This window comes from Agarivorans sp. QJM3NY_25, assembly GCF_050870875.2.
Lineage (GTDB): Bacteria > Pseudomonadota > Gammaproteobacteria > Enterobacterales > Celerinatantimonadaceae > Agarivorans.
The window spans coordinates 1,166,663-1,190,495 of sequence record NZ_CP194041.2; the positions used below are offsets into that span (position 1 = coordinate 1,166,663).

General features: G+C 47.0%; 18 protein-coding genes, 1 pseudogene and 1 riboswitch. Of the genes and pseudogenes, 14 read left to right on the top strand and 5 right to left on the bottom strand.

Annotated elements, in window-relative coordinates; all coding sequences use genetic code 11:
- Positions 1-503 precede the first annotated feature (503 nt).
- A pseudogene (locus ACRRSW_RS05380) lies at positions 504-1,616 on the top strand (HNH endonuclease signature motif containing protein); the annotation flags it as partial.
- Between the two features lie 81 nt (positions 1,617-1,697).
- Here the strand turns inward: ACRRSW_RS05380 and ACRRSW_RS05385 are convergent.
- Entirely contained in the window at positions 1,698-2,921 is a 1,224-nt protein-coding gene (locus ACRRSW_RS05385) for a threonine/serine ThrE exporter family protein (RefSeq protein ID WP_432461077.1), read from the bottom strand.
- A gap of 308 nt (positions 2,922-3,229) precedes the next feature.
- Here ACRRSW_RS05385 and ACRRSW_RS05390 point away from each other — a divergent pair, with 308 nt between their 5' ends.
- Together ACRRSW_RS05390 and ribB are read left to right on the top strand one after the other, a co-directional pair.
- Positions 3,230-4,945 carry an NAD-dependent malic enzyme gene (locus ACRRSW_RS05390; protein WP_432454222.1) on the top strand — a complete coding sequence of 572 codons (1,716 nt, stop codon included), beginning with the start codon at positions 3,230-3,232 and terminating at the stop codon, positions 4,943-4,945.
- Positions 4,946-5,048: 103 nt separating this feature from the next.
- A riboswitch (FMN riboswitch) is annotated at positions 5,049-5,235 on the top strand.
- Positions 5,236-5,393: 158 nt separating this feature from the next.
- Positions 5,394-6,047 carry a 3,4-dihydroxy-2-butanone-4-phosphate synthase gene (gene ribB, locus ACRRSW_RS05395; protein ID WP_432461078.1) on the top strand — a complete coding sequence of 218 codons (654 nt, stop codon included), beginning with the start codon at positions 5,394-5,396 and terminating at the stop codon, positions 6,045-6,047.
- A 214-nt stretch (positions 6,048-6,261) separates the two neighbouring features.
- Here ribB and mgrA read toward each other — a convergent pair whose 3' ends face one another.
- Both mgrA and ACRRSW_RS05405 read right to left on the bottom strand, forming a co-directional pair.
- A complete protein-coding gene (gene mgrA, locus ACRRSW_RS05400; protein ID WP_432454220.1) occupies positions 6,262-7,287 on the bottom strand; it encodes an L-glyceraldehyde 3-phosphate reductase in 1,026 nt (341 codons plus the stop codon).
- Positions 7,288-7,384: 97 nt separating this feature from the next.
- Entirely contained in the window at positions 7,385-8,920 is a 1,536-nt protein-coding gene (locus ACRRSW_RS05405; protein WP_432461079.1) for a phospholipase effector Tle1 domain-containing protein, read from the bottom strand.
- A gap of 321 nt (positions 8,921-9,241) precedes the next feature.
- On the opposite strand from ACRRSW_RS05405, the gene ACRRSW_RS05410 reads away from it, so the two are divergent.
- From ACRRSW_RS05410 to ACRRSW_RS05455, 10 genes are all read left to right on the top strand, one after another.
- The gene (locus tag ACRRSW_RS05410) at positions 9,242-9,433 is read left to right on the top strand and encodes a hypothetical protein (RefSeq protein ID WP_432458812.1); all 192 of its coding nucleotides are present in this window, start codon (positions 9,242-9,244) and stop codon (positions 9,431-9,433) included.
- 488 nt (positions 9,434-9,921) lie between these two features.
- A complete protein-coding gene (locus ACRRSW_RS05415; RefSeq protein WP_432458813.1) occupies positions 9,922-10,845 on the top strand; it encodes a LysR family transcriptional regulator in 924 nt (307 codons plus the stop codon).
- Positions 10,846-11,141: 296 nt separating this feature from the next.
- Positions 11,142-12,635, top strand: coding sequence for an ABC transporter substrate-binding protein (locus ACRRSW_RS05420; protein ID WP_432458814.1), 1,494 nt, complete (start codon positions 11,142-11,144; stop codon positions 12,633-12,635).
- 65 nt (positions 12,636-12,700) lie between these two features.
- Positions 12,701-13,645, top strand: a complete 945-nt coding sequence (locus ACRRSW_RS05425) for an ABC transporter permease (RefSeq protein WP_432454216.1) — start codon at positions 12,701-12,703, stop codon at positions 13,643-13,645.
- Positions 13,642-14,460, top strand: coding sequence for an ABC transporter permease (locus ACRRSW_RS05430; RefSeq protein ID WP_432454215.1), 819 nt, complete (start codon positions 13,642-13,644; stop codon positions 14,458-14,460). The genes ACRRSW_RS05425 and ACRRSW_RS05430 overlap by 4 nt, the downstream gene beginning before the upstream one ends.
- The gene (locus ACRRSW_RS05435) at positions 14,457-15,284 is read left to right on the top strand and encodes an ATP-binding cassette domain-containing protein (protein ID WP_432458815.1); all 828 of its coding nucleotides are present in this window, start codon (positions 14,457-14,459) and stop codon (positions 15,282-15,284) included. Before ACRRSW_RS05430 ends, ACRRSW_RS05435 begins: the two co-directional genes overlap by 4 nt.
- Positions 15,281-16,096, top strand: coding sequence for an ATP-binding cassette domain-containing protein (locus tag ACRRSW_RS05440; protein WP_432458816.1), 816 nt, complete (start codon positions 15,281-15,283; stop codon positions 16,094-16,096). Before ACRRSW_RS05435 ends, ACRRSW_RS05440 begins: the two co-directional genes overlap by 4 nt.
- A complete protein-coding gene (locus tag ACRRSW_RS05445; RefSeq protein ID WP_432468254.1) occupies positions 16,032-17,540 on the top strand; it encodes an amidase in 1,509 nt (502 codons plus the stop codon). The genes ACRRSW_RS05440 and ACRRSW_RS05445 overlap by 65 nt, the downstream gene beginning before the upstream one ends.
- A gap of 322 nt (positions 17,541-17,862) precedes the next feature.
- On the top strand, positions 17,863-18,255 hold the full coding sequence (locus tag ACRRSW_RS05450; protein WP_432458818.1) for a UPF0158 family protein: 393 nt from the start codon (positions 17,863-17,865) through the stop codon (positions 18,253-18,255).
- 428 nt (positions 18,256-18,683) lie between these two features.
- Positions 18,684-19,001: a YciI family protein gene (locus ACRRSW_RS05455; protein ID WP_432458819.1), complete on the top strand. Its 318-nt coding sequence runs from the start codon at positions 18,684-18,686 to the stop codon at positions 18,999-19,001.
- 224 nt (positions 19,002-19,225) lie between these two features.
- Here the strand turns inward: ACRRSW_RS05455 and rnr are convergent, their stop codons facing one another.
- Positions 19,226-21,568 carry a ribonuclease R gene (rnr, locus tag ACRRSW_RS05460; protein ID WP_432458820.1) on the bottom strand — a complete coding sequence of 781 codons (2,343 nt, stop codon included), beginning with the start codon at positions 21,566-21,568 and terminating at the stop codon, positions 19,226-19,228.
- 524 nt (positions 21,569-22,092) lie between these two features.
- On the opposite strand from rnr, the gene ACRRSW_RS05465 reads away from it, so the two are divergent.
- Positions 22,093-22,887 carry a PEP-CTERM sorting domain-containing protein gene (locus ACRRSW_RS05465; protein WP_432458821.1) on the top strand — a complete coding sequence of 265 codons (795 nt, stop codon included), beginning with the start codon at positions 22,093-22,095 and terminating at the stop codon, positions 22,885-22,887.
- 64 nt (positions 22,888-22,951) lie between these two features.
- On the opposite strand, the gene yjjX is transcribed toward ACRRSW_RS05465, so the two are convergent.
- The gene (gene yjjX, locus ACRRSW_RS05470) at positions 22,952-23,497 is read right to left on the bottom strand and encodes an inosine/xanthosine triphosphatase (protein WP_432458822.1); all 546 of its coding nucleotides are present in this window, start codon (positions 23,495-23,497) and stop codon (positions 22,952-22,954) included.
- Between the last annotated feature and the right edge of the window lie 336 nt (positions 23,498-23,833).

The following is a 23,833-nucleotide window of genomic DNA, read 5'->3' on the forward strand; positions in this document are numbered from 1 at the left end:
GCAAATAAATTGTCAACCGATTGGTCAGGTTCTGGTGGCTGCTATGCTCAAATTTTGAGTGGTCAATATACAGACTGAATCAATCACTGTTCAGAAACGCGCTTGCAAAGGTTCGCCGTTAAACTTATTGCATTAAGTCATGCTCAGTTTTGCGCACTCAATTTGTAAACTATTGCGGGGTGGCGAGGGCCAGCTTTAACGATTAAATATCAGTTAAAATGTGTATGAATGCTTGGCTCGAATAATACCAATCTGATTCATTATATGAGCAACTTATTGCGCAGAATAAATCTGCCGATAATCAGGCGTGAAGTACAGTAACTAGTGGTTCTAATTACAACATATGTAACGCAGTTCGCGCTGATTTAGGTCAGCAAGATGAACCGGTAATGAGTGAGATGGGTATAACCAAGGAATTGGATGAACAGATGAAAAAATTACGCTTATGGGGAGCTTTGCTGTTCGCACTACTTTTTTCTTCGCAAGCAGCGTTCGCCGCAGATACATGCAGTGCTCATCGCCTGAATCTGTCGTTATTGACTGATAATTACGCTTCAGAAACAAGCTGGAAAGTATTGAGAGGTCGTACTTTAGTCGCCAGTGGCAGTGATTATAGTAACAATAAACAGTACACCGAGACCCTATGTCTTGAGGATGGTGATTACAGCTTTATTATCGACGATAGTTACAATGATGGGATCTGTTGCGGTTATGGGAGTGGCAGTTATAGTCTCACTGCAAACGGTTCAAGCTTAGCTAGCGGCGGCGAATTCACCAGCTCTGAAAGTACCAACTTTAGCTTTAGTTCTGACAGCTCTGCTGGCAGTGGTCATTCTTCGAGTCATACTGATAGCTATTATGCGGCGACTGGGGGCCTAAGCGGTGATGCACTTAAAACTGCTCTTTATAAGCTCATTAAAGAGCACCGCTCGCAAAGCTATAGTGCTTTGTGGTCGTTTTACAGCACTTATGAGCAAGATCAGTATTATGAAAACGATGCTAGCATTGTTGATATTTACTCCGAGCGTCCGAATGCTCGTGATCCCTATCTCTTTACGCCAAGCAGTGACCAATGTGGTTCCTACACTGGCGAAGGAGATTGTTATAACCGTGAGCATTCTTTTCCCCGAAGCTGGTTTGGTGGCGCTGTTGCTCCGATGAATACCGACATCCATCATGTTTTCCCTACCGATGGTAAAGTGAACGCTTACCGTAGCAGCTATCCCTATGGGGAAGTTGGAACCGCGACTTATACTAGTAAAAATGGCTCCAAGCTCGGCTCTGCGGCATCCGGCCTCGGTTATTCGGGAATGGTATTTGAACCGATTGATGAGTTTAAAGGTGATATCGCTCGCGCTTACTTTTATATGGCGACTCGCTATCAAAACCTAATTGCCAACTGGGAAAACAATAGTCGTTATGGCAACGCGGTATTAGATGGCTCTAGTGAGCAGGTCTTTGAAGCTTGGACACTGCAAATGTTGAAAGATTGGAATAACGCCGATCCGGTGAGTCAGAAAGAGCGAGACCGAAACGACGCCGCATTTATTTTTCAGGGGAACCGTAATCCGTTTGTCGATCATCCTGAGTATATTGCTGAAATTTGGGGAAATTAAAGCTTGTTTGATGCAACAAGACTGGACTCAATCAGAGAGAGGCGTGGTACGCCTCTCTCTGTGATGTTTTAAAAGGTGTGGCTACAAAGAACTGCGTGGCGGAATTGCCACATTTGCAAATAAGATCCCCCCAACAATCGACATGAAAATTAAGAAGGTTTGTGAGCCGATGTTGGGAATACTGACCAATGATTCGCCAAATACCATAGAGTTTAAACTAAGGTAGGCTTTGCTGCCTGGGACTAACAACACAATCCCTTGTAGCAGTACCACTGATGCGGGGGATTTGGTGAGTTTGGCAAATAAGTTGGCGTATAGCGTCACCACGAAAGCACCCACGAAGGGGCCTAAGGCGTCGCCTAAATAGACACTGCCAAGTAATGCGGATGCATAGGCGATAGCTCCCGACAATAAGCTCCAAATCATATCTTTATTGCGCATCTTAAACACAATGCTTAGGCCAAGAGAGAGCAGTAAAACTCCCAACCATTTAATCCACCAGGTGCTGGTGGCGTATTGATGTAAATCTACTTGTCCCCAGACCAGAGAACCAATCGCCATCCCTAATACGGCACCAAAATACAGTTTAAATAACACCATGCCGCCATCCATTACTCGCGCAGTTCCCGACATTAATTCACGAGCGGCTAGCTCGGTGAGCCCAAGTGTAAGCGATAAGCCGGGGATCAGGATGATGATGGAAGATAAGATAACAATGCCAATATCAAGCTCGGGCAAAAATTGGCCTAGCGACACCGCGACAAAGGAACAGACCAAGGCGGCAACGGGTTCTAAGGCTTCTGAAAAATCGTCTGAGCGTTCTGCCTGTCGGGCTAAGTAATAACAGACAATGCTTAATAGGCTGGCACATAAAATGGTGAGCCAATCGGCAGCCATTAACATCGCAAAGCCGCCGCCAGTAATCGCGTAGGCTCCAAGCATGATCATTGGCGGATAGGGTTCGGGAAATTGCGCCCATTTGTTGAGGCTATCCATCGCTTCGCCGAGCGTGATTTGTTGGTTACTGACCTTTTCCACTAGTTGGTTGGTTCTGGCGAGCATTCCCAAATCGATTTCACCGGGCTTGACACGCATCACGTAATTGTATTCTTGGGTATCATCGGGCGCCCAAAGTACAAAGGTGAGTGAGGTCGGCGTGACCAAAAAGTAGCCGTCCAAGCCAAGAGTTTCCGCAACATTTCGTAGATGAGACTCTAAACGAAAGGCTGGGGTGCCATATTTATGCAGAGCTTTGCCAAGTTTAATAATGAAGTTTCTTTTTACTTCAAACAGAGATTGTTTCAATGTGGGGCTTGCTAAAAAGTGGAGATGGCTAATTGTATATCAGTCGGCACACATTGGTGTATAGCACTGGCTAATTAAATCGAGTTTGATTTCCTTTGAAGGTGATTTTAGCCGCTAAGTGCTGCCTTGTTTCAATATTCATCCGCTGATCTTGCGAATCATCTCAAAAAGGACTGCGCGGACGGTAAATTATTTGTTAGTTGATTAAATTTAGACGATTTTTGAATGAAATAGCGTACAGATGTAGTGGGATCATTTACTATTTAACTTTGTTCTATCTTTTCTTACGCGCTGTCTCGGAGGACAACATGCCTACAGGTAAATATTTACGCTGGAAAGACGAAAATGGTAACGAATTTCGCCCAGTTTCAATTTCTGGAACCGCACTACTGAACGATCGCACTTTGAATAAAAGTACCGCCTTTAGCTACGAAGAGCGAGAAGCCTTTAACTTAAATGGTCTGTTACCTCCCAAGCCACAAACTTTCGATGATCAGTTGCAGCGAGTCTATCAAGGCTTTTTAAGTGCTTGTAGTGATATTGAAAAATATCAATATCTACGGGCTCTGCAAGATCGCAACGAAACCCTGTTTTATGCCTTAATTTCACGCCATGTTGAAGAAATGACGCCGATTATTTATACCCCGACCGTGGGTAAAGCCTGTCAAGAATTTAGTCATCGCTATCAAAAAGCCCGTGGTTTATATGTGACCGCAGATAACATCGATCACATGGGAGAAATGGCACGCCATTTTGCCGGCAAAGAAATTAAAATTATTGTCGTGACCGACAGTCAAGGGATCCTCGGTTTGGGTGATTTAGGCATCGGTGGTATGGGGATCCCCATTGGCAAGTTGTCTTTGTATACCTTAGGGGCTGGCATTCATCCTGCACATTGTTTACCGGTGGCTCTTGATGTGGGAACGGATAATCAAGATCTATTGGCAGACCCTATGTACTTGGGGATGCCGAAGAAGCGGATGCGAGGAGAGGAATACCAGAATTTCATCGAAAAGTTTGTAGCGCAAACTAAGTTACATTTTCCTAAAGCCGTTTTGCAATGGGAAGATTTTAGTAAATCGAATGCCTTCGATAATCTTTCAAAATATGAAGATGTATTACCTTCATTTAATGACGATATTCAAGGCACCGGATCGGTGGTATTGGCTGGGGTGATTGGTGCAACCAAAATTAAGGGTGAAACCTTGGCTGACCAGGTGTATGCGGTTTATGGCGCAGGCGCTGGTGGGGTCGGCGTTGCCGATCAAATTTTTGCGGGTTTACTCAAAGAAGGCTTAAGTCATCAAGATGCGCGTGACCGAATTTATATTTTAGACTCTCGCGGCGTGGTGTTTGATAACCGCGAAGGTTTAGATGATTATAAAAAGCGTTACGCCAAACCAATTGGTTTTGCCGAGGATTGGCCTTTGGCCGAAGCCGGAAAGGCCAGTTTAAGTGAACTGATCGATAACGTTGCGGTGACCGTGTTACTTGGCTGTAGTGGTGTCGGCGGGGCATTTAAAGAAAGTCATGTGAAGAAAATGCTCGATTATACTTCGCGGCCAATGGTGTTTCCTTTGTCTAACCCGACCAGCAACTGTGAAGTCTTGCCCGAAGAAGTCTACCGTTGGACCGATGGCCAAGCCATTGTCGCAACCGGAAGCCCCTTTGATGATGTAGAACACAATGGTCAGCGCTACCGAATTGGTCAGGGAAACAACGTATTCATTTTCCCTGCTGTGGGCTTAGCAACCATTGTTTCTGGGGTGAAAAAAATCACCATGGAAATGTTTACCACCGCATCGTTTGCGTTAGCTGAGTATGTTTCGCAAGAAGATCTAGACAGTGGTTGTGTATTCCCAAGAATGCGAGAGTTAAAAGAAGTCTCTAGTTTTGTGGCTAAAGCAATTTTGAAACAAATTAAAGAGACCGATCCAGATGGCTGCCTTAGTGGCAAAGATATAGAGCGTGAAATTGCCGATCATATGTGGGAGCCGATTTATCTGCCTTACCGCCGGGTATAGTAGAAAAATTTCTTCATCATGATCAGTAAGGGCCTTAGGGCCCTTACTTGTTTTTGGGCCAATTTAGGTGCACCATTACGTCTGGCACGGTATCGCTGTGCCAGAACATTCTCAGGGCGGGGTGAAATTCCCCACCGGCGGTAGTTAAGTTTTCTTAAAAGCCCGCGAGCGCTCAGTTTATTCTGGGGTCAGCAGATCTGGTGCCGATTGAGTCCATGACCCAAGCGAAATCCAGAGCCGACGGTAATTTACAGCTGTGCTGTAATCAGTCCGGATGGAAGAGAATCAACAAGTAGTATTTGCAGTACGGCAACTAAGCGTAAGCTTATTGCTGTGTTGTTGGATTGGTGCTGCTTTAGATAAAAAAGCATAAAGTGTCACTTTATGTTTCAATTCCTGCGTGCCCTGATTCTGGAAAACCTAATGTTGTTATTAAAGGATTTTAACCATGAATCAGTCTTTACTTGCCCAATATGGCAATTCTAATCAACGTGTTGATGCTGCGCTTGACGCGCTTCGCAAAGGCCAAGGCGTACTGGTGGTCGATGATGAAGACCGTGAAAATGAAGGCGACCTAATATTTTCCGCCGAGTCGTTAACTCAGCCACAAATGGCGATGTTAATTCGTGAATGTAGTGGCATCGTCTGCTTGTGTTTAAACGATGATAAAATCAAGGCTCTCGATTTACCGCCCATGGTGAGCGATAACTCTAGCCAGTTTGGTACCGCTTTTACTGTGAGCATCGAAGCAAAACAAGGGGTGACGACCGGAGTGTCTGCGGTCGATCGACTGACCACCATACAAACTGCGATTGCTGATGATGCCAAGCCGAGTGATTTAGCTCGCCCTGGTCATGTATATCCACTGAGAGCCCAACCTGGCGGAGTATTTACTCGCCGAGGACATACCGAAGGTACGGTCGATTTGATGATTTTAGCAGGGCTTAAACCGGCGGGCGTCTTGTGTGAAGTCACCCTAGCGGATGGCACAATGGCGCGATTACCTGAAATCGTTCAGTTTGCCCAGCAACATGGTATGCCTGTATTGACGATTGAGGATATCGTTGAATATCGCAGAGCTTTATTAAGCCAGGTCGGTTAAGCTTCAAAAGCTTTCCACAGCGCAAATAAAAGGGGCCGAGGCCCCTAATCGATTTAAGCGTTTAGTACTTATTGTTGTTGTAATTATGTAAAATGACTTTAATTTTATTCTAACTAAATAAAAAATATATGCAGTCCAGAATTAAGGTATTTTATGGCTTATTTGTCAATAATGTGACTTGAGCTGGATTTAATATTGAGAGCATAATTCTCTTTCAAAGTGCAGTCCCCGCCAGTATATATTCAATGCTTGATAATTCTTCAGTGCTAAAGTCTAGCTTATCAAGGGCTTTCACCGAATCGTAGAGTTGTTCGGTGCGACTCGCCCCGATTAGGCAGGTCGTGACTGCATCATTACTCAGGGTCCAGGCGATGGCCATTTGCGCAAGGCTTTGTTGACGAGCTTCCGCAAGTTGATTTAACGCTGCCACTTTGGCTATTTTTTCTGCAGAAATATCGCTTTGTTTTAGATGAATGATCTCGTTGCGCGATGCTCGTGAGTTTTCAGGGATCCCATTTAAGTACTTATCCGTTAAAACCCCCTGTGCCAGTGGCGAGAAAACAATGCTGCCAATACCCTGTTGTTTTAAGACATGGCACAAGCCATCTTCTATCCAGCGGTCAAACAGATTGTAACGTGGTTGGTGAATCAGCAGCGGTGTGCCGAGCTGTTTTAAAATAGCCGCTGCTTGTTCGGTCTGTTCGGCAGAATAGTTGGAAATTCCGATATATAGGGCGCGACCCGAGCGCACTAAATAATCGAGAGCCTGCATGGTCTCTTCTAGCGGAGTCTCGGGATCCGGTCGGTGGTGATAAAACACATCAAAATAATCTAATCCTGTGCGTTTTAGGCTTTGATCACAGCTCGATACTAAGTATTTACGCGAGCCGCCACTGCCATAAGGGCCTGGCCACATATCGTAGCCAGCCTTACTGGAAATAAATAGTTCATCGCGGTAGCCAGCCAAGTCTTGTTGCATGATTTTGCCGAAGGTTTGTTCTGCTGCCCCGTAACTAGGACCATAGTTATTAGCTAAATCAAAGTGATTAATGCCTAAGTCGAAGGCGGTTCGCAATAGGTTTCGAGCATTTGCCAGTGGATCGCTTGAGCCAAAGTTTTGCCATAAGCCAAGCGCAAGTCGGGGAAGTTGTACACCACTCTGTCCACAACGCTGATATTGCATCTTATGGTAGCGTTCGGGCTTCGCCACGTAGATAGGATTAGGGGTTGTTGTAATCAATGAGTCATTTCCAAACAGCAAGTACTATCGTATTATAAATAAAATTATTGATAAGCGCGAGCCCTAAGTCGCGCGAAGGTCGTATTATTTGTTTGATTTATAGACGTTGCACTTGAACCCGCAGATGGCCAGTATTGTTGCCGTAGTAGCTATTTAAGTCGTTGGCAAATAAACATAACTCTCCAGTCTTGGTGGCCGTGAACTGGATCCGATTCCCCACATAGAAGGCGTCTTCATCACTGTCATCAATAGTGGCGCATAAACTAAACCAATCGGCATCTGGCACCCGCCGATATGCCTCACTAATTTGTATGGGAAGCTCGCCTAGACCCAGTTTCACATCACTGCGATCCCAGCCCTCACCATCAACCTCTTGCAAATTGCCGTCTTTCCAACGTGCTTGATGGGTATTCTCAATTAAATATTGTTTGCCTTTCACTAAGATGATCCCAGTATGATTGTATTTTCGATGCGCTAATACTTTGCTTGTGATGGGCTGTTCGGCCAGTTGATAGTTGTTTAATAAGCCGAGTTCATGAACGGCGGTCCCTTGAGATGGTTCTGGTGCGGTGCGCCAAGGGTCATACATGATTTGGTGTGAGACATTTTTTAGCGATTTGGGGCGATAATTACGATCCCCAGCGATACGTAAAGCGACGGAAATGTGAACCTTCGGTTTGATATTGGGTGATACTTGGTCATTTTCTAAGGCGCAGCACAAGCGGTCATCAACGGTGAAAAGTGTTGCTAAAACGCCGCGTTGTTGTTGATGATTCACCCCGTAGCAATAGGGTTCAATTAACATGTCATCGATACTAATGTTTAAGCGCGAGTTATCGGGAAAAATACTTAAGTAATCGATGGTGGAGGGGCTGTTAAATTGAATGTTTAAGTCGTCGAGGTTCTCCAGCCAATCCATGGCAAAGCGTAAACTGGTATCGGATAAGCCATCATAATTATACCCACCACCTACGTCGGAATGGGCGCCTGCAAACCATATTTCGGTTACTCGTTTATCGATATTCATTAAGGTCGGTTGAAAAGCGGCCCGTTTATCATCAAGTGATAGCATATGCAGTGCATGGCAAACTTTGTTTGGGAGAGTATGACCATATTCAAAAACAACGTCAGTGCTGGGGCGTTCGGATTTTTTCAAGTTGGGCAGTCCAATGGAGGCGACGGTATCAAATACCACTTCGATGATCTTGAAACTGGCCTTGGGATAATCACGTGAAATAATTGAGGCAAAACGTCGTGCTAGTGCAGCCCCGCGACTGAAACCAGTAATTAGAACTTGTTCGGGGGGATGCAGCTGATAGTGTTTGGCAAAGTCTTGCTTGGCAGAGGCTAAGATGGTTTTTACATCTGAATTTTCTAAGGCTAAGCCGGCATTAAATTTACGTTCAAAGTAATTTCCATAGGTTCCCACGCCTTTGTAATAAAAGCTGACACAGTGCTTACCTAAGTCGCTTTTCCCATTGTGATCTTTTAAATTGCCGCCAAGTAGTAAATGTAGCTTGAGGATATTGGTGATGCTGTCATCTTCAACAACACCACTGTCTCGCTTGTCTTGCATTGCATCTGCAGGTTCGTTATCTGTACCATCAAAGTTGAATATTAGTAGGTTTTCCATTGTTGCTATCTCCTTGGTTATTTTACTAACCCTAGTTGGCTAATTAATAATCAGCAAAGTAATCGAGGTGAAGATAAGCTTGGTGCCCGAAGGAGGGAAAATACCGTTGGATACAGGCCCACTCATCCGCTCGATATCTAGCTTTGAGGGGCTAAGAATAGGGGGATCAGTTTCGTCAAATGAATAGCCTTACAACGGTTTATTGTTTCTTGAATCAATAAGCCGAGAGGCGTTTGCTTTAGAGTGATGTTTTACCCGTGTGGATGATTCTTAAAAGGTTGGTAAATTCAATCTGTTTGCGTGTTTTTAGCGATGCTTGTGTTGGCGTTATTGAGAGCCTGTACCCGCACTGTGGGCATGCTTGAGCAGACCCAAGACCGTGCACCTATTTGTGCTAATTATGCGGGGATTTGGCAAGTGATTTCTTCCACTGATGCTGCCGACGGTCATGGCAGTGGTCGTCGTATCAAGCCGCTCTTTCCGTCAGCCAGCAACAATGCAACTGAACGCTAGCCGATGGTATTTGAGGCCGCATTCAAGCGCAGTCAATCAATGCCGCCAATAGAGCTTACAGGAGGTATTCTTAGTCTAGCAACGGCAGATTAGCGGCGCCTACCAGTGGCAGTGGAGTTATGGCTGTGTTACTTGCTCTGGCAGCACTCAGGTGGCGGGGCGTATCTTGGCGGGTTTAGTTGCCACACCACTAAAGGCGGGCATACTTGGCGTTATTGGAATGGGATATCTAGTGAAGTATTAAGGGGTATTTCTCGATTTTTAAGCCCCAAACTGAGTTTTCCAATTCCCCTTGATAGCGGGGTCGATCAGAAACCTGCGCCAATCGATAGTGGCTCAAGCATCGTGATTTGTGCTCTGAAGCGCACGCTCTAGCTGGGATAGGCTAAGCGAGCACGCATTGAATGTACTTCCCATCATGTAAAAAAGACTTGCCTGAGGCAAACCACTTCGATTGAATGAGCGCATAACTCATTTCAGAGAATGATATGAAGCTTCAGGCTATTACTTATTTCAATGAGCTGGTTCGTTCACGTTCGATTCGACAGGCATCGGAAACTTTAGGGGTTTCTCCGACCGCGATTAGTCGTCAGCTGGAAAACTTGGAACACTATTTTGGTGCGCCCTTAGTGACCCGAGGTGCGCGAGGTATTATGTTAACCGCAGCAGGGGAGCTGCTAGCGACTCGTTCTAAAAGTATGATGCGTGATCTCGATAATGCCCGCCAAGTGATCGATGATCTGCGAGGTCTTAAGCGTGGTCATGTGTCGATCCATATTAACGGCGCAGCAATTAATGCCATCTTGGCTCCTGCGTTGTCGGAATTTTATAAGCTGTATCCAGGGATATCGATTGTGGTGACGGTTTCATCGGCACAAGAAGCCAAGAATGCGGTGATTAATGGTGACACCGATATGGCTGTCACGATGTTCTCCTCTCCCGACTCAAAAATGGATGTGCGCTTTAAGCTGCCGATTCACCATGAAGCGATAATGGCAGCTCATCACCCGCTCGCTAAGTTTAAGCAGATTTCCTTAGAGCTGATCCGCCAACATCCGATTGCGATGCCAGACCACTCATTTGGGATCCGGCGTAATTTTGACCAGCGCCAACGTTCTGCTGGTTTTGTGCCAGTGGAGGCGGTGTTTACAACCTCGTCTCTTGAATTACAAAAGGAACTCGCCCTGCGCGGCGCAGCGGTGCTGATTTTACCTGCGATGTCGGTTATTCGTGAAATTAAGGCCGCAGAGCTTGTGGTTCGCCCTTTTGTTGAGGCATCCGAAATCGTAACCGCGCTGCAGCTTGGACGAGCGATGACGACAGCGCCAAGCTTTGCCGCTGCTAAATTAGCCGATTTTCTAGAAGAATTTTTGCCAGAGCAAGCGCAATCGATGCAGCGAGCCAATCGTTAAATGAGTGGGGGCTAGAGGTATAGTATATGAGTTACGCATTCACTGAAAAATTGTTGACTTAGGGCTGACGCGGCTCGCCATCAAGCCAGCGAACTTGCTGATTTGTTTAGAAGGATCTTTCATCGACTAAACGGGTCAAGCCGCGATAAAATTGCTTAAGCTTTAGAAACAGTGCAACGGTTTTAGTTGCACTGTGCGCTAATAAATCTTATTGCATTTACACTACGTTCTCGGGCAAGGTAAAGGCATAACGAACAGAAAGGGTTTCTAAAACCACTATCAGAGGTTTCCGTTTTATGATACGTAATTTTCGTTCTCTCTTGATTGCGACAGCAGCCATTGGATTGTTTGCGACGGGCAGTGTGATTGCTCAGCCACGCAGTGACCTTATTTTAGGCATGAGCTTAGAGCCTTCTGGTCTTGACCCGACAGTTGCTGCGCCAGTGGCCATTGGACAAGTGGTTTGGCAAAACCTTTTTGAAGGTTTGGTTGCAATTGACCAAAACGGCAACATTGAGCCTCAGCTTGCCGAAAGCTGGCAGATTTCTGATGATGGTTTGACTTACACCTTTGATATGCGTGATGGAGTCGCTTTCCAAAATGGTAAATTGTTCAATGCGGAGACCGCGAAATATACCCTTGATCGACTACTTGCCAATGATTCGGTTAATCCACAAAAAGTGCTCTATAAGCCGATTAAAAGTGTTGAGGCGCCCAATGCGGATACCTTGGTTCTCAAACTGTCGAAACCATCTGCAGATTTGCTTTATTGGTTAGGTTTTCCTGCTGCAGTCATGGTTGAGCCCTCAAGTGAAGCAACAAATGCTACCCATCCAATTGGGACGGGCCCGTTTCAATTTCTTCATTGGAAGAAAGGTAATCAGGTGACGTTGGTCAAAAACAACAATTATTGGGGCCAAGCAGCACTACTGGATAAAGTCACTTTTCGTTTCATTAGCGATCCACAGGCACAAGCCGCGGCACTTAACTCCGGTGGGATTGATGCGATCCCAGAATTTAACGCACCAGAGTTGGTGAGTCAGTTCAAACGCAATCAAGCCTTTAGCACCGTTATCGGAACCACCAGTATGGAAGTGGTTGCTGGTATGAACAGTGCTAAAAAGCCATTTAATGATGTTCGGGTGCGTCAGGCACTGATGATGGCGACGGATCGTCAAGCCATTATTGATGCCACCAACGAAGGTTTTGGTACGCCAATTGGTAGTCATTTTTCCCCGTCCGATGCGGGTTATGAAAATCTGACGGGGGTATGGCCCTATGATCCAGTGAAGGCCAAGCAACTACTCGCCAAAGCGGGCTATCCGAATGGCTTCAGTTTTACCATGAAAATGCCGACCCGAACCTATGCTGAACGCGCAGCTGAGATCATGCAGGCCTACTTTTCTATGATAGGCGTGACCATGAATATCGAAACCTCCGAGTTTCCTGCGAAGTGGGTTCAGGATGTTTTTAAAGACACCAACTACGATATGACGGTGATTGGTCATGCAGAGCCTCTTGATATTGGGATTTATGCACGCCATCCGTACTACTTCAATTATCAAAATCCTGAGTTTGATGGAGTGATGGCGGCCATCTCTGATGCAACAAGCGAAGCTGAACGGATTGCGGGATACCAGCGCGCCCAGCAAATTCTCGCCCAAGACGTGCCGGCGTTGTTCCTTTACGCCGCACCTAAGATCGGTATATGGAAAAAAGATCTTCAAGGGATGTGGCGCAATGAGCCAGTTCCATCGAACGATGTTAGCGCTGCTTACTGGCGCGAATAAGCGTGCCGAGTTCCAAAAGTAAACGCAGTCAACAGCGAGCAACATACATTCAAAGGTGAGAGCCAATGCGCCATATTATGCAATCGCTGGTAGGGTTAATCGTCACCCTGCTGGTGGTCTCTTTTGTCATTTTTTTAGTGATGGAAGCTGTGCCAGGGGATCCTGCTGAAATCATACTCGGTATGTCTGCAGCGCCCGATACATTAGAAGCACTCCGAAGCCAGTTGGGATTAGATCAATCATTTCTGGTTCGCTATGTAAACTGGCTGGTCGGTTTATTACATGGAGATTTGGGAAACTCTTATACTTATTCTACATCGGTGGCGCAGCTGATTGGTGAGCGACTCACTGTGACACTGCCGCTGACTGGGCTGGCGGTGTTTCTTTCGGTGCTGATTTCACTGCCTTTGGGGGTGATTGCTGCCGCAAAACCCAACGGTATAGTTGATATCTTCGCTTCCTTATTCTCGCAAATTGGCATAGCAGTTCCCAATTTCTGGATCGGCCTATTACTGATCCTTGGCATCTCACTCAGTTTTGGTTGGTTTCCCGCGGGTGGTTTTCCTGGCTGGGAGGCGGGTTTTTGGGCTGCGCTTCAGGCGCTAATTCTCCCTTCCATTGCATTGGCAATTCCGCAGGCGGCGGTACTCACACGAGTCACTCGGGCTGCCGTGATAGAGGTGACCAATGAGGATTTTGTGCGCACCGCTCGAGCCAAAGGCGCAACGCCAAACCAAGCGCTTTGGCGGCATATCATGCCCAATGCCCTGATCCCTATTGTGACCATGTTGGGGATGCAAATCTCGGTTTTAATCGCTGGAGCTGTACTCGTAGAGAATGTGTTTAGTCTACCGGGGATGGGCACGCTGGCTTACCAAGCGCTGGCACAACGTGACCTGATTGTAATTCAAAATGTGGTGTTATTCTTTGCCGCCATTGTGATGATTATTAACTTTATTGTTGATGCCTTGTATACCGTACTTGACCCAAGACTGAGGACTCGCCGATGAAACGTCTTCCTTGGTCGCTGATCATTGGTGGCTCGATTACCACGGTGCTTGTGATTGCAGCCATCCTTAGTCAATTTTGGACACCATTCGATCCTACGGCGATCAACATCATGAATCGTTTGAAAGGACCGGGAGTGGGTGGTTTGCTCGGCGCTGACCATTTTGGGCGTGACGAACTGTCGATGATTATGGCTGGAGCCTGGGTGTCTCTCGGGATCGCTTTTTCGGCGATTACTATCGGCGGGTTGATTGGCACAGTGCTTGGTGTGGCAGCGGCCTGTAAACGAGGCCGATTTGAATCGCTGGTGATGCGCGTGAATGATGTGTTATTTGCTTTTCCGCCTGTTCTCTCTGCGATTTTGCTGGCAGCAATTCTTGGTGGGGGACCGACCACCACGATTGTTGCCATCGCACTGTTTATGATCCCGGTGTTTACGCGTGTGACCCGTGGTGCAGCCTTACAAATCTGGGCTCGAGACTACATTCTTGCAGCGCGTATGGCTGGTAAAACCAATACCGGGATCACCATTGAACACGTGATTCCGAATATTGCGGCGCAAATTATTGTTCAAGTGGCAATTCAAACGGGCCTTGGCATTTTGACCGAGGCTGGCTTGTCATTTCTTGGCCTCGGCATCGCGCCTCCCACGCCGAGTTGGGGACGCATGTTGGCAGATGCGCAGACTTATCTTTCTATCGCCCCTCATCTGGTGTTGGTGCCTGGTTTGGCGATTTGTACCGCGGTACTGGGTCTTAATTTGTTGGGTGACGGGCTACGCGATCTTACGGATCCGAGAAGGGGGCAATCAACATGATGCTCGATATTAAAGACCTTCGGGTGAGCTTTCAAAATGGCGATGGCCAAGAAAATGAAGTAGTGCATGGCATCAATCTGTCGCTCAACAAAGGTGAAACGCTGGGAATTGTTGGAGAGAGCGGCTCCGGAAAATCAGTATTGTCGTTGGCCACAATTGGCCTGCTTCCTAAGACTGCAAAGGCTTCTGGCGAGATCCTTTTCAAGGGCGAAGATATTTTAAGGATGACCGAGCGGCAGCTGTGTGCATTGCGTGGTTCTCGAATTGGAATGATTTTTCAGGAACCAATGACCGCGCTCAACCCTGCGATGAAAGTAGGAAGTCAGATTGCCGAAGGCCTAAGGTTGCACCGTCATCTCAGTCGTAGAGAAGCAAGTGCGGAAGCGCTTCGCCTACTGGAGATGGTGCGGATCCCCGATGCTAAGCGGAAAATGCATTGTTATCCTCACGAAATGTCTGGCGGGCAGCGCCAGCGTGTTGGGATTGCGATTGCGCTCGCACTTAAACCGGATCTGTTGATTGCAGACGAACCAACAACCGCCCTCGATGTCACCGTGCAGGCTGAGATCTTGGACATTCTTGACGATCTAGTGAGTGAGTTGGGGATTGCCTTGATCTTGATTTCTCATGATCTTGGGGTGATTGCTCGTATCGCCGACCGAACGTTGGTGATGTATCGCGGCAATGAAATGGAGCAAGGGGAAACTGAACGGGTGTTACGAGAGCCGAGCCATGAGTATACCGTTAAGCTTCTCTCTGCCTTGCCACAACGGGTGCGAATGGGGCTTGAAATCACCACGCCAAATTCAGAAGGTAAGGCATGAGCAAAAAAATTCTTGAAATTATTGGCCTGACACGTGAGTTCAAGCTTGCTGATACTAGCGTGAAAGCACTTAACAATGTATCGCTATCACTTGAAAAGGGACAAATACTTGGGGTGGTTGGTGAAAGTGGCTCAGGCAAGTCAACCCTTGCTCGTATCGTGATGGCCTTGGATAAGCCTAGCGATGGCAATGTGCTGTTTGAAGACCAAGATATTTTTGCGCTTACCTCAGCCAAGTTACGCCGCCTGCGAGCCGATTTTCAAATGATATTTCAGGATCCTTATGGGTCCTTGGACCCGCGGCATAAAATAGCTCGGATCATCGCTGAACCTCTTCATCTAGAAGAAAACGCCCCAAAAGGTAACGCGCTTAGGGCGCGTATCGCAGCGCTGCTTGAAGAGGTGGGTCTAAGCGCTGACGACATGGACAAATATCCACATGAGTTTTCTGGTGGTCAACGACAACGCATCGCCATTGCGCGGGCACTGATCACCAAGCCTAAGTTAATCGTCGCAGACGAAGCTACTTCTGCCCTCGATCTGACGGTGCAAGCTCAGATCCTAAAGTTGCTTGTGAGCATGCGCGATAAGCACGGTATATCGGTGCTGTTTATTACTCACAATATCGGCGTTGTTGATGAAATTTGCGATAGCGTTGTTGTAATGCAATCCGGCCAGTTGGTCGAGATCGGCCCGGTTCGGCAGGTCCTCGATAATCCTCGTGAAGCGTATACCAAACGACTGCTGTATGCCGAACCCACGCTTAAACAGATTGGTCGAAAAAAGTGTCGGCAAGATCCAATGGCTCTCTGAGCGCTTAGCAGCCAAGACCTTTCGACTTAAGCTATTAATATTAGATGGATTTCGTAAGATGATCGATTTTTCAAAGTTAAACACCCGCGCCCTCTTGCAGGCTTATGCCAATGGCGATACCACGCCTTCCGAATATATGCGCTGGCTGATTGAGCGGGTTGAAAAAATAGAGCCACAGGTTTGCGCACTTTATGCTTACAAGCCTGAACAAGCCATGCAACAGGCGGAAGCGTCGACTCTGCGTTGGCTTAAGGGGGAAACGCTTGGTCCGCTCGACGGCGTACCTGTTACCGTGAAAGAGTTGATTGCCACCCAAGGCGATCCAATCCCGATGGGGACGGCAGCATCAGATAAAGCCCCAGCAAGCGAAGACGCCCCAATCGCTGCACGTCTAAAAGAAGACGGTGCGATCATCTTTGCCAAGACCACTTGCCCGGACTACGGCATGTTATCGTCTGGTTTGTCAACCTTTCACCATTTGAGCCGTAATCCGTGGGACTTAACTCAAAACCCAGGAGGCTCTTCGGCCGGGGCCGCATCGGCGGGAGCAGCAGGTTTCGGGCCATTGCATATTGGGACCGATATCGGTGGTTCAGTCCGCCTTCCTGCTGGCTGGACCGGACTGTTTGGCTTTAAGCCAAGCCTTGGGCGAATTCCAATTTATCCCTATTATACGGGGCGTTCAGCAGGCCCAATGACCAAAACAGTTGATGATGCGGTGATGGTCATGCCAACTTTAGCAAAACCAGATTGGCGAGATGCCACTTCGCTTAAGTTCGAAGCCTTGGATTGGAATGTTCCGCCTGCAGATGTTCGCGGGATGAAAATCGGTTTGCTCTTAGATGCGGGTTGCGGCATTGAAGCGGAGCCAGAAGTGAAAGCCGCAGTGCTTGAAGCGGCTCAACGATTTGCCAGCGAGGGGGCCGAAATCGTTGAAATAGATCCGGTTCTAAAAAGGGAATGGCTAGATGGCTTAGACGTATTTTGGCGCAGCCGTTTCTGGGGAAGCATGCTAGAACTGAGCAATGAGAAGCGCCAATCGATACTTCCTTATATTTATGAATGGGCAAAAACGGGGGGAGACGCCAGTCCGCTGGATGTAGTGAAAGGCTTCGATGCTACTTTGGCAATGCGAGACCGCTGTGCGGAGGTCTTCACCGAAGTTGACGCAGTGCTTTCTCCGGTGAATCCCAATGTTTCTTATCCGGCAGAATGGGCGTCACCAACCAACGATCCTCAGCAACCGTTTGAGCATATCGCGTTTACCGTGCCATGGAATATGGGAGAGCAACCCGCCGCCTCGATCAATTGTGGTTTCTCTAACAGTGGGATGCCGATTGGCTTACAGATTGTGGCCCCACGGTTTGAAGACCTAACAGTAATTGCATTGGCGAAGGCTTACGAAAATTGGCGTGGGCCAATAAGTAATTGGCCTGAGCTCTAATCAAACACTTTCGATCGTATCCACAGTACTGTTCCCAGAATAAGGGGCGGGAATGGTGTTGTGGCTTGAAATGGTGATATTCCTAAGTGGACCACTTTTAGTCAGCGCATAGCATTTGCTCAGGTTTTGACGCGCTTCGCACAGAGAAACAAGGATAAGCGTCGCTAAAGCCAGTTTCTGCAAACGTGGTTGGATACTTCTTGTATGATTTTTGCGCAGCACCCTCTGTTTCGCGATAAAAGCTATGTTATCCTCGTAAAGGCCTTAGCTGCTCAATAGAAAACAGGAGGTGAACAGAATGGCGATTAAGTTCAGTGATATCTTGGATTTGTTTGAGTTGGTCAACTTTGGCTCGCCATTCGAACATCAAGGATATATTTGCAAAGTATCTGGTAAAAGCTATTTTCACTCTGAATTTGGCGATAACGAAGAGGCGTTGCCCGATGATATTGATGATGAGAAATATCTAGCGATTCCTGATAAAAATGACCTAGCTTTAGGTTCCGAGCTGGTTTTTGACTTTGTGCAGCAATATTTGCCGTCAGAGTATGACCATATCCGTTCGATTTTTCGACATAAAGGCGCCTATTCAAGGTTCAAAGCGTTGCTGGAACACGCCGAAAAAATTGAAGCATGGTATCAATTTGAAGCAGAGCATACTGAATTAGCCTTGCGGGAATGGTGCGCCGCGCAAGATATTGAAATTATCGGCTAGTAGTTTTTCTAATGCAGTATCATGGCCCCAAAATTAGCTAATACGTGGGATTAGGGGATGATTTTAGATACTGGGTGTTATTTTTTACTGGCGATTCACCCGCTGACTCGTTAAATCAATGGGAAAACCCATTGTACGGTTCTGAATAAAATTACAATTTCGAATCGACAACGATGAATCATTTCCATACTGTAAATGTAACTACAGAATTAATTTATATTTATACGACAGTCTCTGAACCAGCATCGGTGTTGCTCTTTTTGTTTTGGGTTGATGGGGATAGTTTTAAAATAATACACTGGCTCATATTCCAATTCGCAGCGATGCTTCATACAAGTGTCTAGAGTGGATGGATTGGCGAGGCAAACTATTTCGCTGATAAGGGCTGGCAATACCTCAATTTTTAACCACAGGTCGGAGAATAACAATTGCGTAAATTTGTGGCGTTCCTTTCAGATAAAAATAAAGACCTTTTTAGTGAGCAATTGTTGCTTGCACATATCAAGCACTTACAGCAAGTTGATGCATCAGGCAAGCTTCATTTATGCGGACCTTTTACCGACAATGATTCAGCCATTCAAATTTTAATGGTGCAGAACATTGAAGAGGCAACGGCGCTTGTAAATCAAGATCCATTTGTACATTACGGGTATTATAAAACGATCGAAATTAAGGAATTGATTGAAGCAAATGCGGATAACAATTGGCTTACGAGTCATCCACAGACAGAAGAAAAACGAAATTAATGCGCTTGTATGATTGTTTGGCTTAAGCTCTCAAGTCAAAATTTAATCATTAAATTCTGGTTTTCAAATGCGTATCTCGACTGCATTTGAATACTTTTTTCAGTGAGGCGCAAGATTCCGGTGCCATGCGCCCACGGCTAAACGCGATAATGACTCGCGTCAGAGGACTGGGGGAACGCTTAATTTGATCAGCGTAACCCCAAAATATGCAGAAAAGCAGCGCCTTAGGCTGCTTTTATCGACTTGGTTTTTGCCTTCGATTTGGCCTTCGACTTACGCTTGTTACTTTGGCCTTGTTGTTCGGCAAGCACCAGTTCAATCTTACGTTGCTCCATGTCGACTCGAGCTATTTTCACTTGGATTTGTTGGCCGATGGCATAGCTTTTACGGCTATTCTCTCCGGTTAAACGCTGTTTAGCGGCATCAAAATGATAGAAATCACCTTGTAGCGCAGAAACATGCAGCGCACCTTCGACACCGCTGTCTTGCAGCTCGATATATAAACCAAAGTTGTTCAGGCCACTGATCATACCGGTAAAGCATTCGCCCACACGGTCTTGCATATATTCGCATTTTAACCAGGCATCTACGTCCCAGCTGGCGGCATCGGCACGACGAGCGACTTGCGAGCAATGCTCGGCTAAGATCAACATTTGCTCCGTTTGATAGGGATAGTTGACCTTTGGTGCCGAACTAGGTGCGCCAGCAATACGGCGAACGGGATCTAAGCCTTTACCACTCATGCTTTTTAAGGCGCGGCGTAGTAAACCGCCGCTCTCTTTGGCTCGGATCACCGAGCGGATCGCACGGTGGACCAATAGGTCGGGATAGCGACGAATGGGCGACGTAAAGTGCGCATAGGCGTCAAAGTTTAGGCCAAAGTGACCTTGGTTTTCGGGGCTATATATTGCCTGACTCATTGAGCGTAGCAGAATGGTTTGGATCACTTGCGCATCGGCGCGCTCACTGGTGCTGCTTAGTAAGCGATTATAATCTGCAGGAGTGGGGGCTTCGCCACCGCCCAATTGTAATCCTTGTTGGCCAAGAAAAGCCCGCAAGCTGGTGAGCTTCTTCTCTTTAGGGCCTTGGTGAACCCGGTATAAGGCTGGCAGTTTGAGTTGCTCTAAGAAGCGAGCAGTGGCGACGTTGGCGCACAGCATACATTCTTCAATTATTTTGTGAGCGTCGTTGCGAACCACCGGTACGATCTGTTCTATTTTTCGTTGTTGATCAAATTTGAAGCTGGTTTCCTGGGTTTCAAAGTCAATGGCACCGCGCTCATTTCGAGCCTCACGTAGCACTGCGTACAAGCTGTGTAAGTCGTGTAGCTGTGGCAGTACCGCACGATAGTGCTCGCTTAAACGGATACCTTTGCGGCTGTCACTGCGTTCTAAGATACAAGCCACTTGGCTATAAGTGAGCCGAGCGTGAGAGTGAATCACCGCTTCAAAAAATTGATAGTTAGCTAGTTGGCCAGTGGCGTCAATATTCATCTCACAGACCATGACGAGGCGATCCACATGCGGATTTAATGAGCACAGACCGTTGGAGATGGCTTCTGGCAACATCGGAACCACATGCCCCGGAAAATACACCGAGGTGCCGCGTTTTTGTGCTTCTTCGTCTAAGGGGCTGTTTGGGTGGATGTAATGCGATACATCGGCAATGGCCACTAATAAACGCCAGCTACCTTTGGCAGCGGGTTCGCAAAATACGGCGTCATCAAAGTCTTTGGCGTCTTCCCCATCAATGGTTACAAAGGGGGTGGTACGTAGATCGACACGGTGGCGCTTATCTTGTTCACTCACTTCACTGGCCATTTTTTTTGCTTGCTCTAGCGCCGCTTGTGGCCAGATATGCGGGATCTCATGGCTACGGATCGCCACGTTAATTTCCATACCGGGTGCCATAGGGTCACCGATTACTTCGGTAATTTTTGCCATGGCGTTATTACGCTTGTAGGGATAGCTAATAAGCTCGGCCATCACATATTGACCCAGCTTCGCACCGGCGAGTTGAGCGACAGGCACTTCAATACGATGAGTGATCCGCTGATTTTCTGGTTCAATATAGTGTTGGCCATCTTGCGATTTTAAACAGCCGATAATGCGGTGCGTATTTTGCTCGAGGATCTTGATGATACGAGCTTCTTCGCGACCTCGGTTATTAAAGCCATTGGGTAAAGCTTGCACCACATCGCCATCAAATACCTTGGCCATTTGGCTACTATGCAGCACAAAATCAGTGTCGCGCCCAGGGCATTTTAGAAAGCCAAAGCCTTCTCTATGACCAATCACTGTACCGGTGACGAGTTCGCTATCGTCCACTGGCCAATAGGCTCGGCGACGATCACTGTGAAGCTGGCCATCACGGCTCATCGCGATTAAGCGACGGCGCAGTGCTTCTAAGTCATCCTCGGTACTGAGCCCTAATGCACTGGCGATTTTTTCGCGAGTGAGGGCTTCACCGTGTTGGTCGAGTAGGGCGATGATCGCGTCGCGATCAGGGATAGGATTCGCATATTGCTGCGCTGATTTGCTAGTTGCTGAGTTTGAGTCTTGACTCATCGTTATTGCTCTCTTTAATTCGGGGCCAATAACCTTGCACTAGATGAAATGTTCTATTGATGCAGTTCAGATATAACTCTCAAGGTTTTTTGGCTAAATGCGCTCGCGTTGCGAGTCGCTCAAATGGTCTCTTGCGGCTGTTACGCCGAGTAAAATTAGGCTGGCGAGCAAGAGTGGTTGCGCATTGACTTATAAGTGGTTTGTATGACGTTTTGGTGACAAACCATGTTGCAGAGTCGATGCTCTCAATTGGAAAAACAAGCTGGGATTTAAAACGACGGAACGAAGGTTAAATGAAGGCAACCAAAGCAGAGTTCAAAAAATAGACTGATTTTCTAATGTTTGCCACTCTATACACTTGTAGAAAATTGTCAACCTATTGTTTCGCTTTGCGGCTTTCAAATCTCAAGCCAGCCTGTGTTCACAAATCGAACACTTGCTTGTGGCACTTAAAAATTAGTGACGTTATTGTCACCAGCGCTAACAGTTCAATAAAAAATATAAAGAATACATCCGGGAATTTTATGAAAAAAATATTAATCAGCTTGTCGCTGCTGCACTTTGGTGCTCAGGCGATGCCATTTACCGATCATGTGCTAAATGACCACTATAATGGTCAGGCCAATGGGATCCCCACCGCGAACGATCATAACGATGGTGTGCCAGATCTATTTGATGCCGCAAATGTATTGCTGGGTACCTCTTATACTAGTAATGCCGACCTCGACGCACGCTTTGTTGCCGATGATCAAGTGTTTATTGGTCAGGGGAAGCATAACATTGCCTTAATCGGCTTAACGGCAGGGAACTACAATACTCTGGGGGTTTATACCGACAAGGGAAAAGGCCAAGATAAGCTCGCCTTATTGCCTTCCGATCCTCAGTTTGCTTTTACTGGTGATGGCTCTTCACTCAATCCTTTTAGCGGTGCAGCGTTTGATCTGGTTGGCGAGTTTGCGTGGTATTTAGAGCAAGGTGGGCCCTATAACCAAACCACTTACTATTCAGAAAATCAGCTTAATGGCGGTTGGGATCATATGATGACCTTTGCCCTGCCGGAGCTTAACGGCATCACTAAGTTCTTAGAAATTGGAGGCCAAGTGCTGGAATATAGTTTTAGCAATGCTTTTTTGATTGGTTGGGAAGACCTTCCCTATGAGTTTCAATCAGCTGGCGTATTAGGCGATGATGATTATGACGATATGATGTACTTAGTCGACTTCAAACCTGCCAGCACGGTACCCGAGCCTACCAGTGCTTGGTTAATGGCGGCGGGCCTCATCGGCCTTGGCTTTACTCGGCGTCCAGCAAAAAGCTAGCTAAACGCCTAAGTGGTTGCCTACCGTCATTCACTCTGTTAGCGCGAGGGTAGGCAGCTTCACTTTATTCGTTGCTAAATAATTCACGATGAGCAAAGGTCACTAAGGCGAGGATCAGCGCGTGAGCATAATTACCTTGGCGGGTCGCTAATCCGTTGGTGAGCAGGCCAATAGCCCCCCCTTTTTGCTTAATGTTGGTGGTATTAAAAAGCTTGTCCATCAAGGGGCCGAGTTCGTCACCTTGAGCAAGAGCTTGATAAACCGACACAGGCAAGGGCATATTGGCCCCACGTCCGACCGACATCTGTTGTCGATCGGCAATCACCGCATAAGCAAAGGTAGCTGGACCATCTTCAAACAAATCGACACCGCCCTCGATGGCTGCATAAAAATCAGCATCTTGTTGTTGCTGACAATAGCGAAGGCGGTTCACTGCTCCATCGCGAGTTTCTTGGCTGGTCATGGGCTGTTCTGCAACCAGAGAAGGGGCATGCATGCCCTGGCAATCAATCTGCGGCTCCGGGTAATAAAGCGCCAAGGCCTCTTTAACCGCGGCAATCTTTACCGGATTAAGTGAGCCTACAATCACTTTAAGTGTTTCATTCGCCATTGATTATTCCTTGTTTGGATCTATAGGGCGATGCTAACACAGCTTGCTTCGGCTGTGGAATGACTGTTTGGTGATGAGATCGCGGCTTGATACGATGGAAACCGTATTGGCGAGACCACTGCTTGGGGGATCGAGCAACAGGTTTTAAGGCTGGTATAAAACGGAAGTAGAAAATACGGCAAGAAATTTAAGTGGCTTCATGATCTTTTCCTGCTTCGTTCGGTGGTGAGCAATTTAGAATAAAAGGGCTTATATCTATAAACAGGAAATGGAAATGATCACCGGGCGAAGGGTATCAAGGTATTCGCGGTCGCAGAGCAGCGGGGCGTAAACATC

What these genes read in the sequence shown, in the direction of transcription:
- ACRRSW_RS05390 (WP_432454222.1), top strand. Translation starts at nt 3,230, where the DNA reads ATGCCTACAGGTAAATATTTACGCTGGAAAGACGAAAATGGTAACGAA.
- ribB (WP_432461078.1), top strand. Translation starts at nt 5,394, where the DNA reads ATGAATCAGTCTTTACTTGCCCAATATGGCAATTCTAATCAACGTGTT.
- ACRRSW_RS05405 (WP_432461079.1), bottom strand. Translation starts at nt 8,920, where the DNA reads ATGGAAAACCTACTAATATTCAACTTTGATGGTACAGATAACGAACCT.
- ACRRSW_RS05415 (WP_432458813.1), top strand. Translation starts at nt 9,922, where the DNA reads ATGAAGCTTCAGGCTATTACTTATTTCAATGAGCTGGTTCGTTCACGT.
- ACRRSW_RS05420 (WP_432458814.1), top strand. Translation starts at nt 11,142, where the DNA reads ATGATACGTAATTTTCGTTCTCTCTTGATTGCGACAGCAGCCATTGGA.
- ACRRSW_RS05425 (WP_432454216.1), top strand. Translation starts at nt 12,701, where the DNA reads ATGCGCCATATTATGCAATCGCTGGTAGGGTTAATCGTCACCCTGCTG.
- ACRRSW_RS05430 (WP_432454215.1), top strand. Translation starts at nt 13,642, where the DNA reads ATGAAACGTCTTCCTTGGTCGCTGATCATTGGTGGCTCGATTACCACG.
- ACRRSW_RS05435 (WP_432458815.1), top strand. Translation starts at nt 14,457, where the DNA reads ATGATGCTCGATATTAAAGACCTTCGGGTGAGCTTTCAAAATGGCGAT.
- ACRRSW_RS05440 (WP_432458816.1), top strand. Translation starts at nt 15,281, where the DNA reads ATGAGCAAAAAAATTCTTGAAATTATTGGCCTGACACGTGAGTTCAAG.
- ACRRSW_RS05445 (WP_432468254.1), top strand. Translation starts at nt 16,032, where the DNA reads ATGCCGAACCCACGCTTAAACAGATTGGTCGAAAAAAGTGTCGGCAAG.
- rnr (WP_432458820.1), bottom strand. Translation starts at nt 21,568, where the DNA reads ATGAGTCAAGACTCAAACTCAGCAACTAGCAAATCAGCGCAGCAATAT.
- ACRRSW_RS05465 (WP_432458821.1), top strand. Translation starts at nt 22,093, where the DNA reads ATGAAAAAAATATTAATCAGCTTGTCGCTGCTGCACTTTGGTGCTCAG.
- yjjX (WP_432458822.1), bottom strand. Translation starts at nt 23,497, where the DNA reads ATGGCGAATGAAACACTTAAAGTGATTGTAGGCTCACTTAATCCGGTA.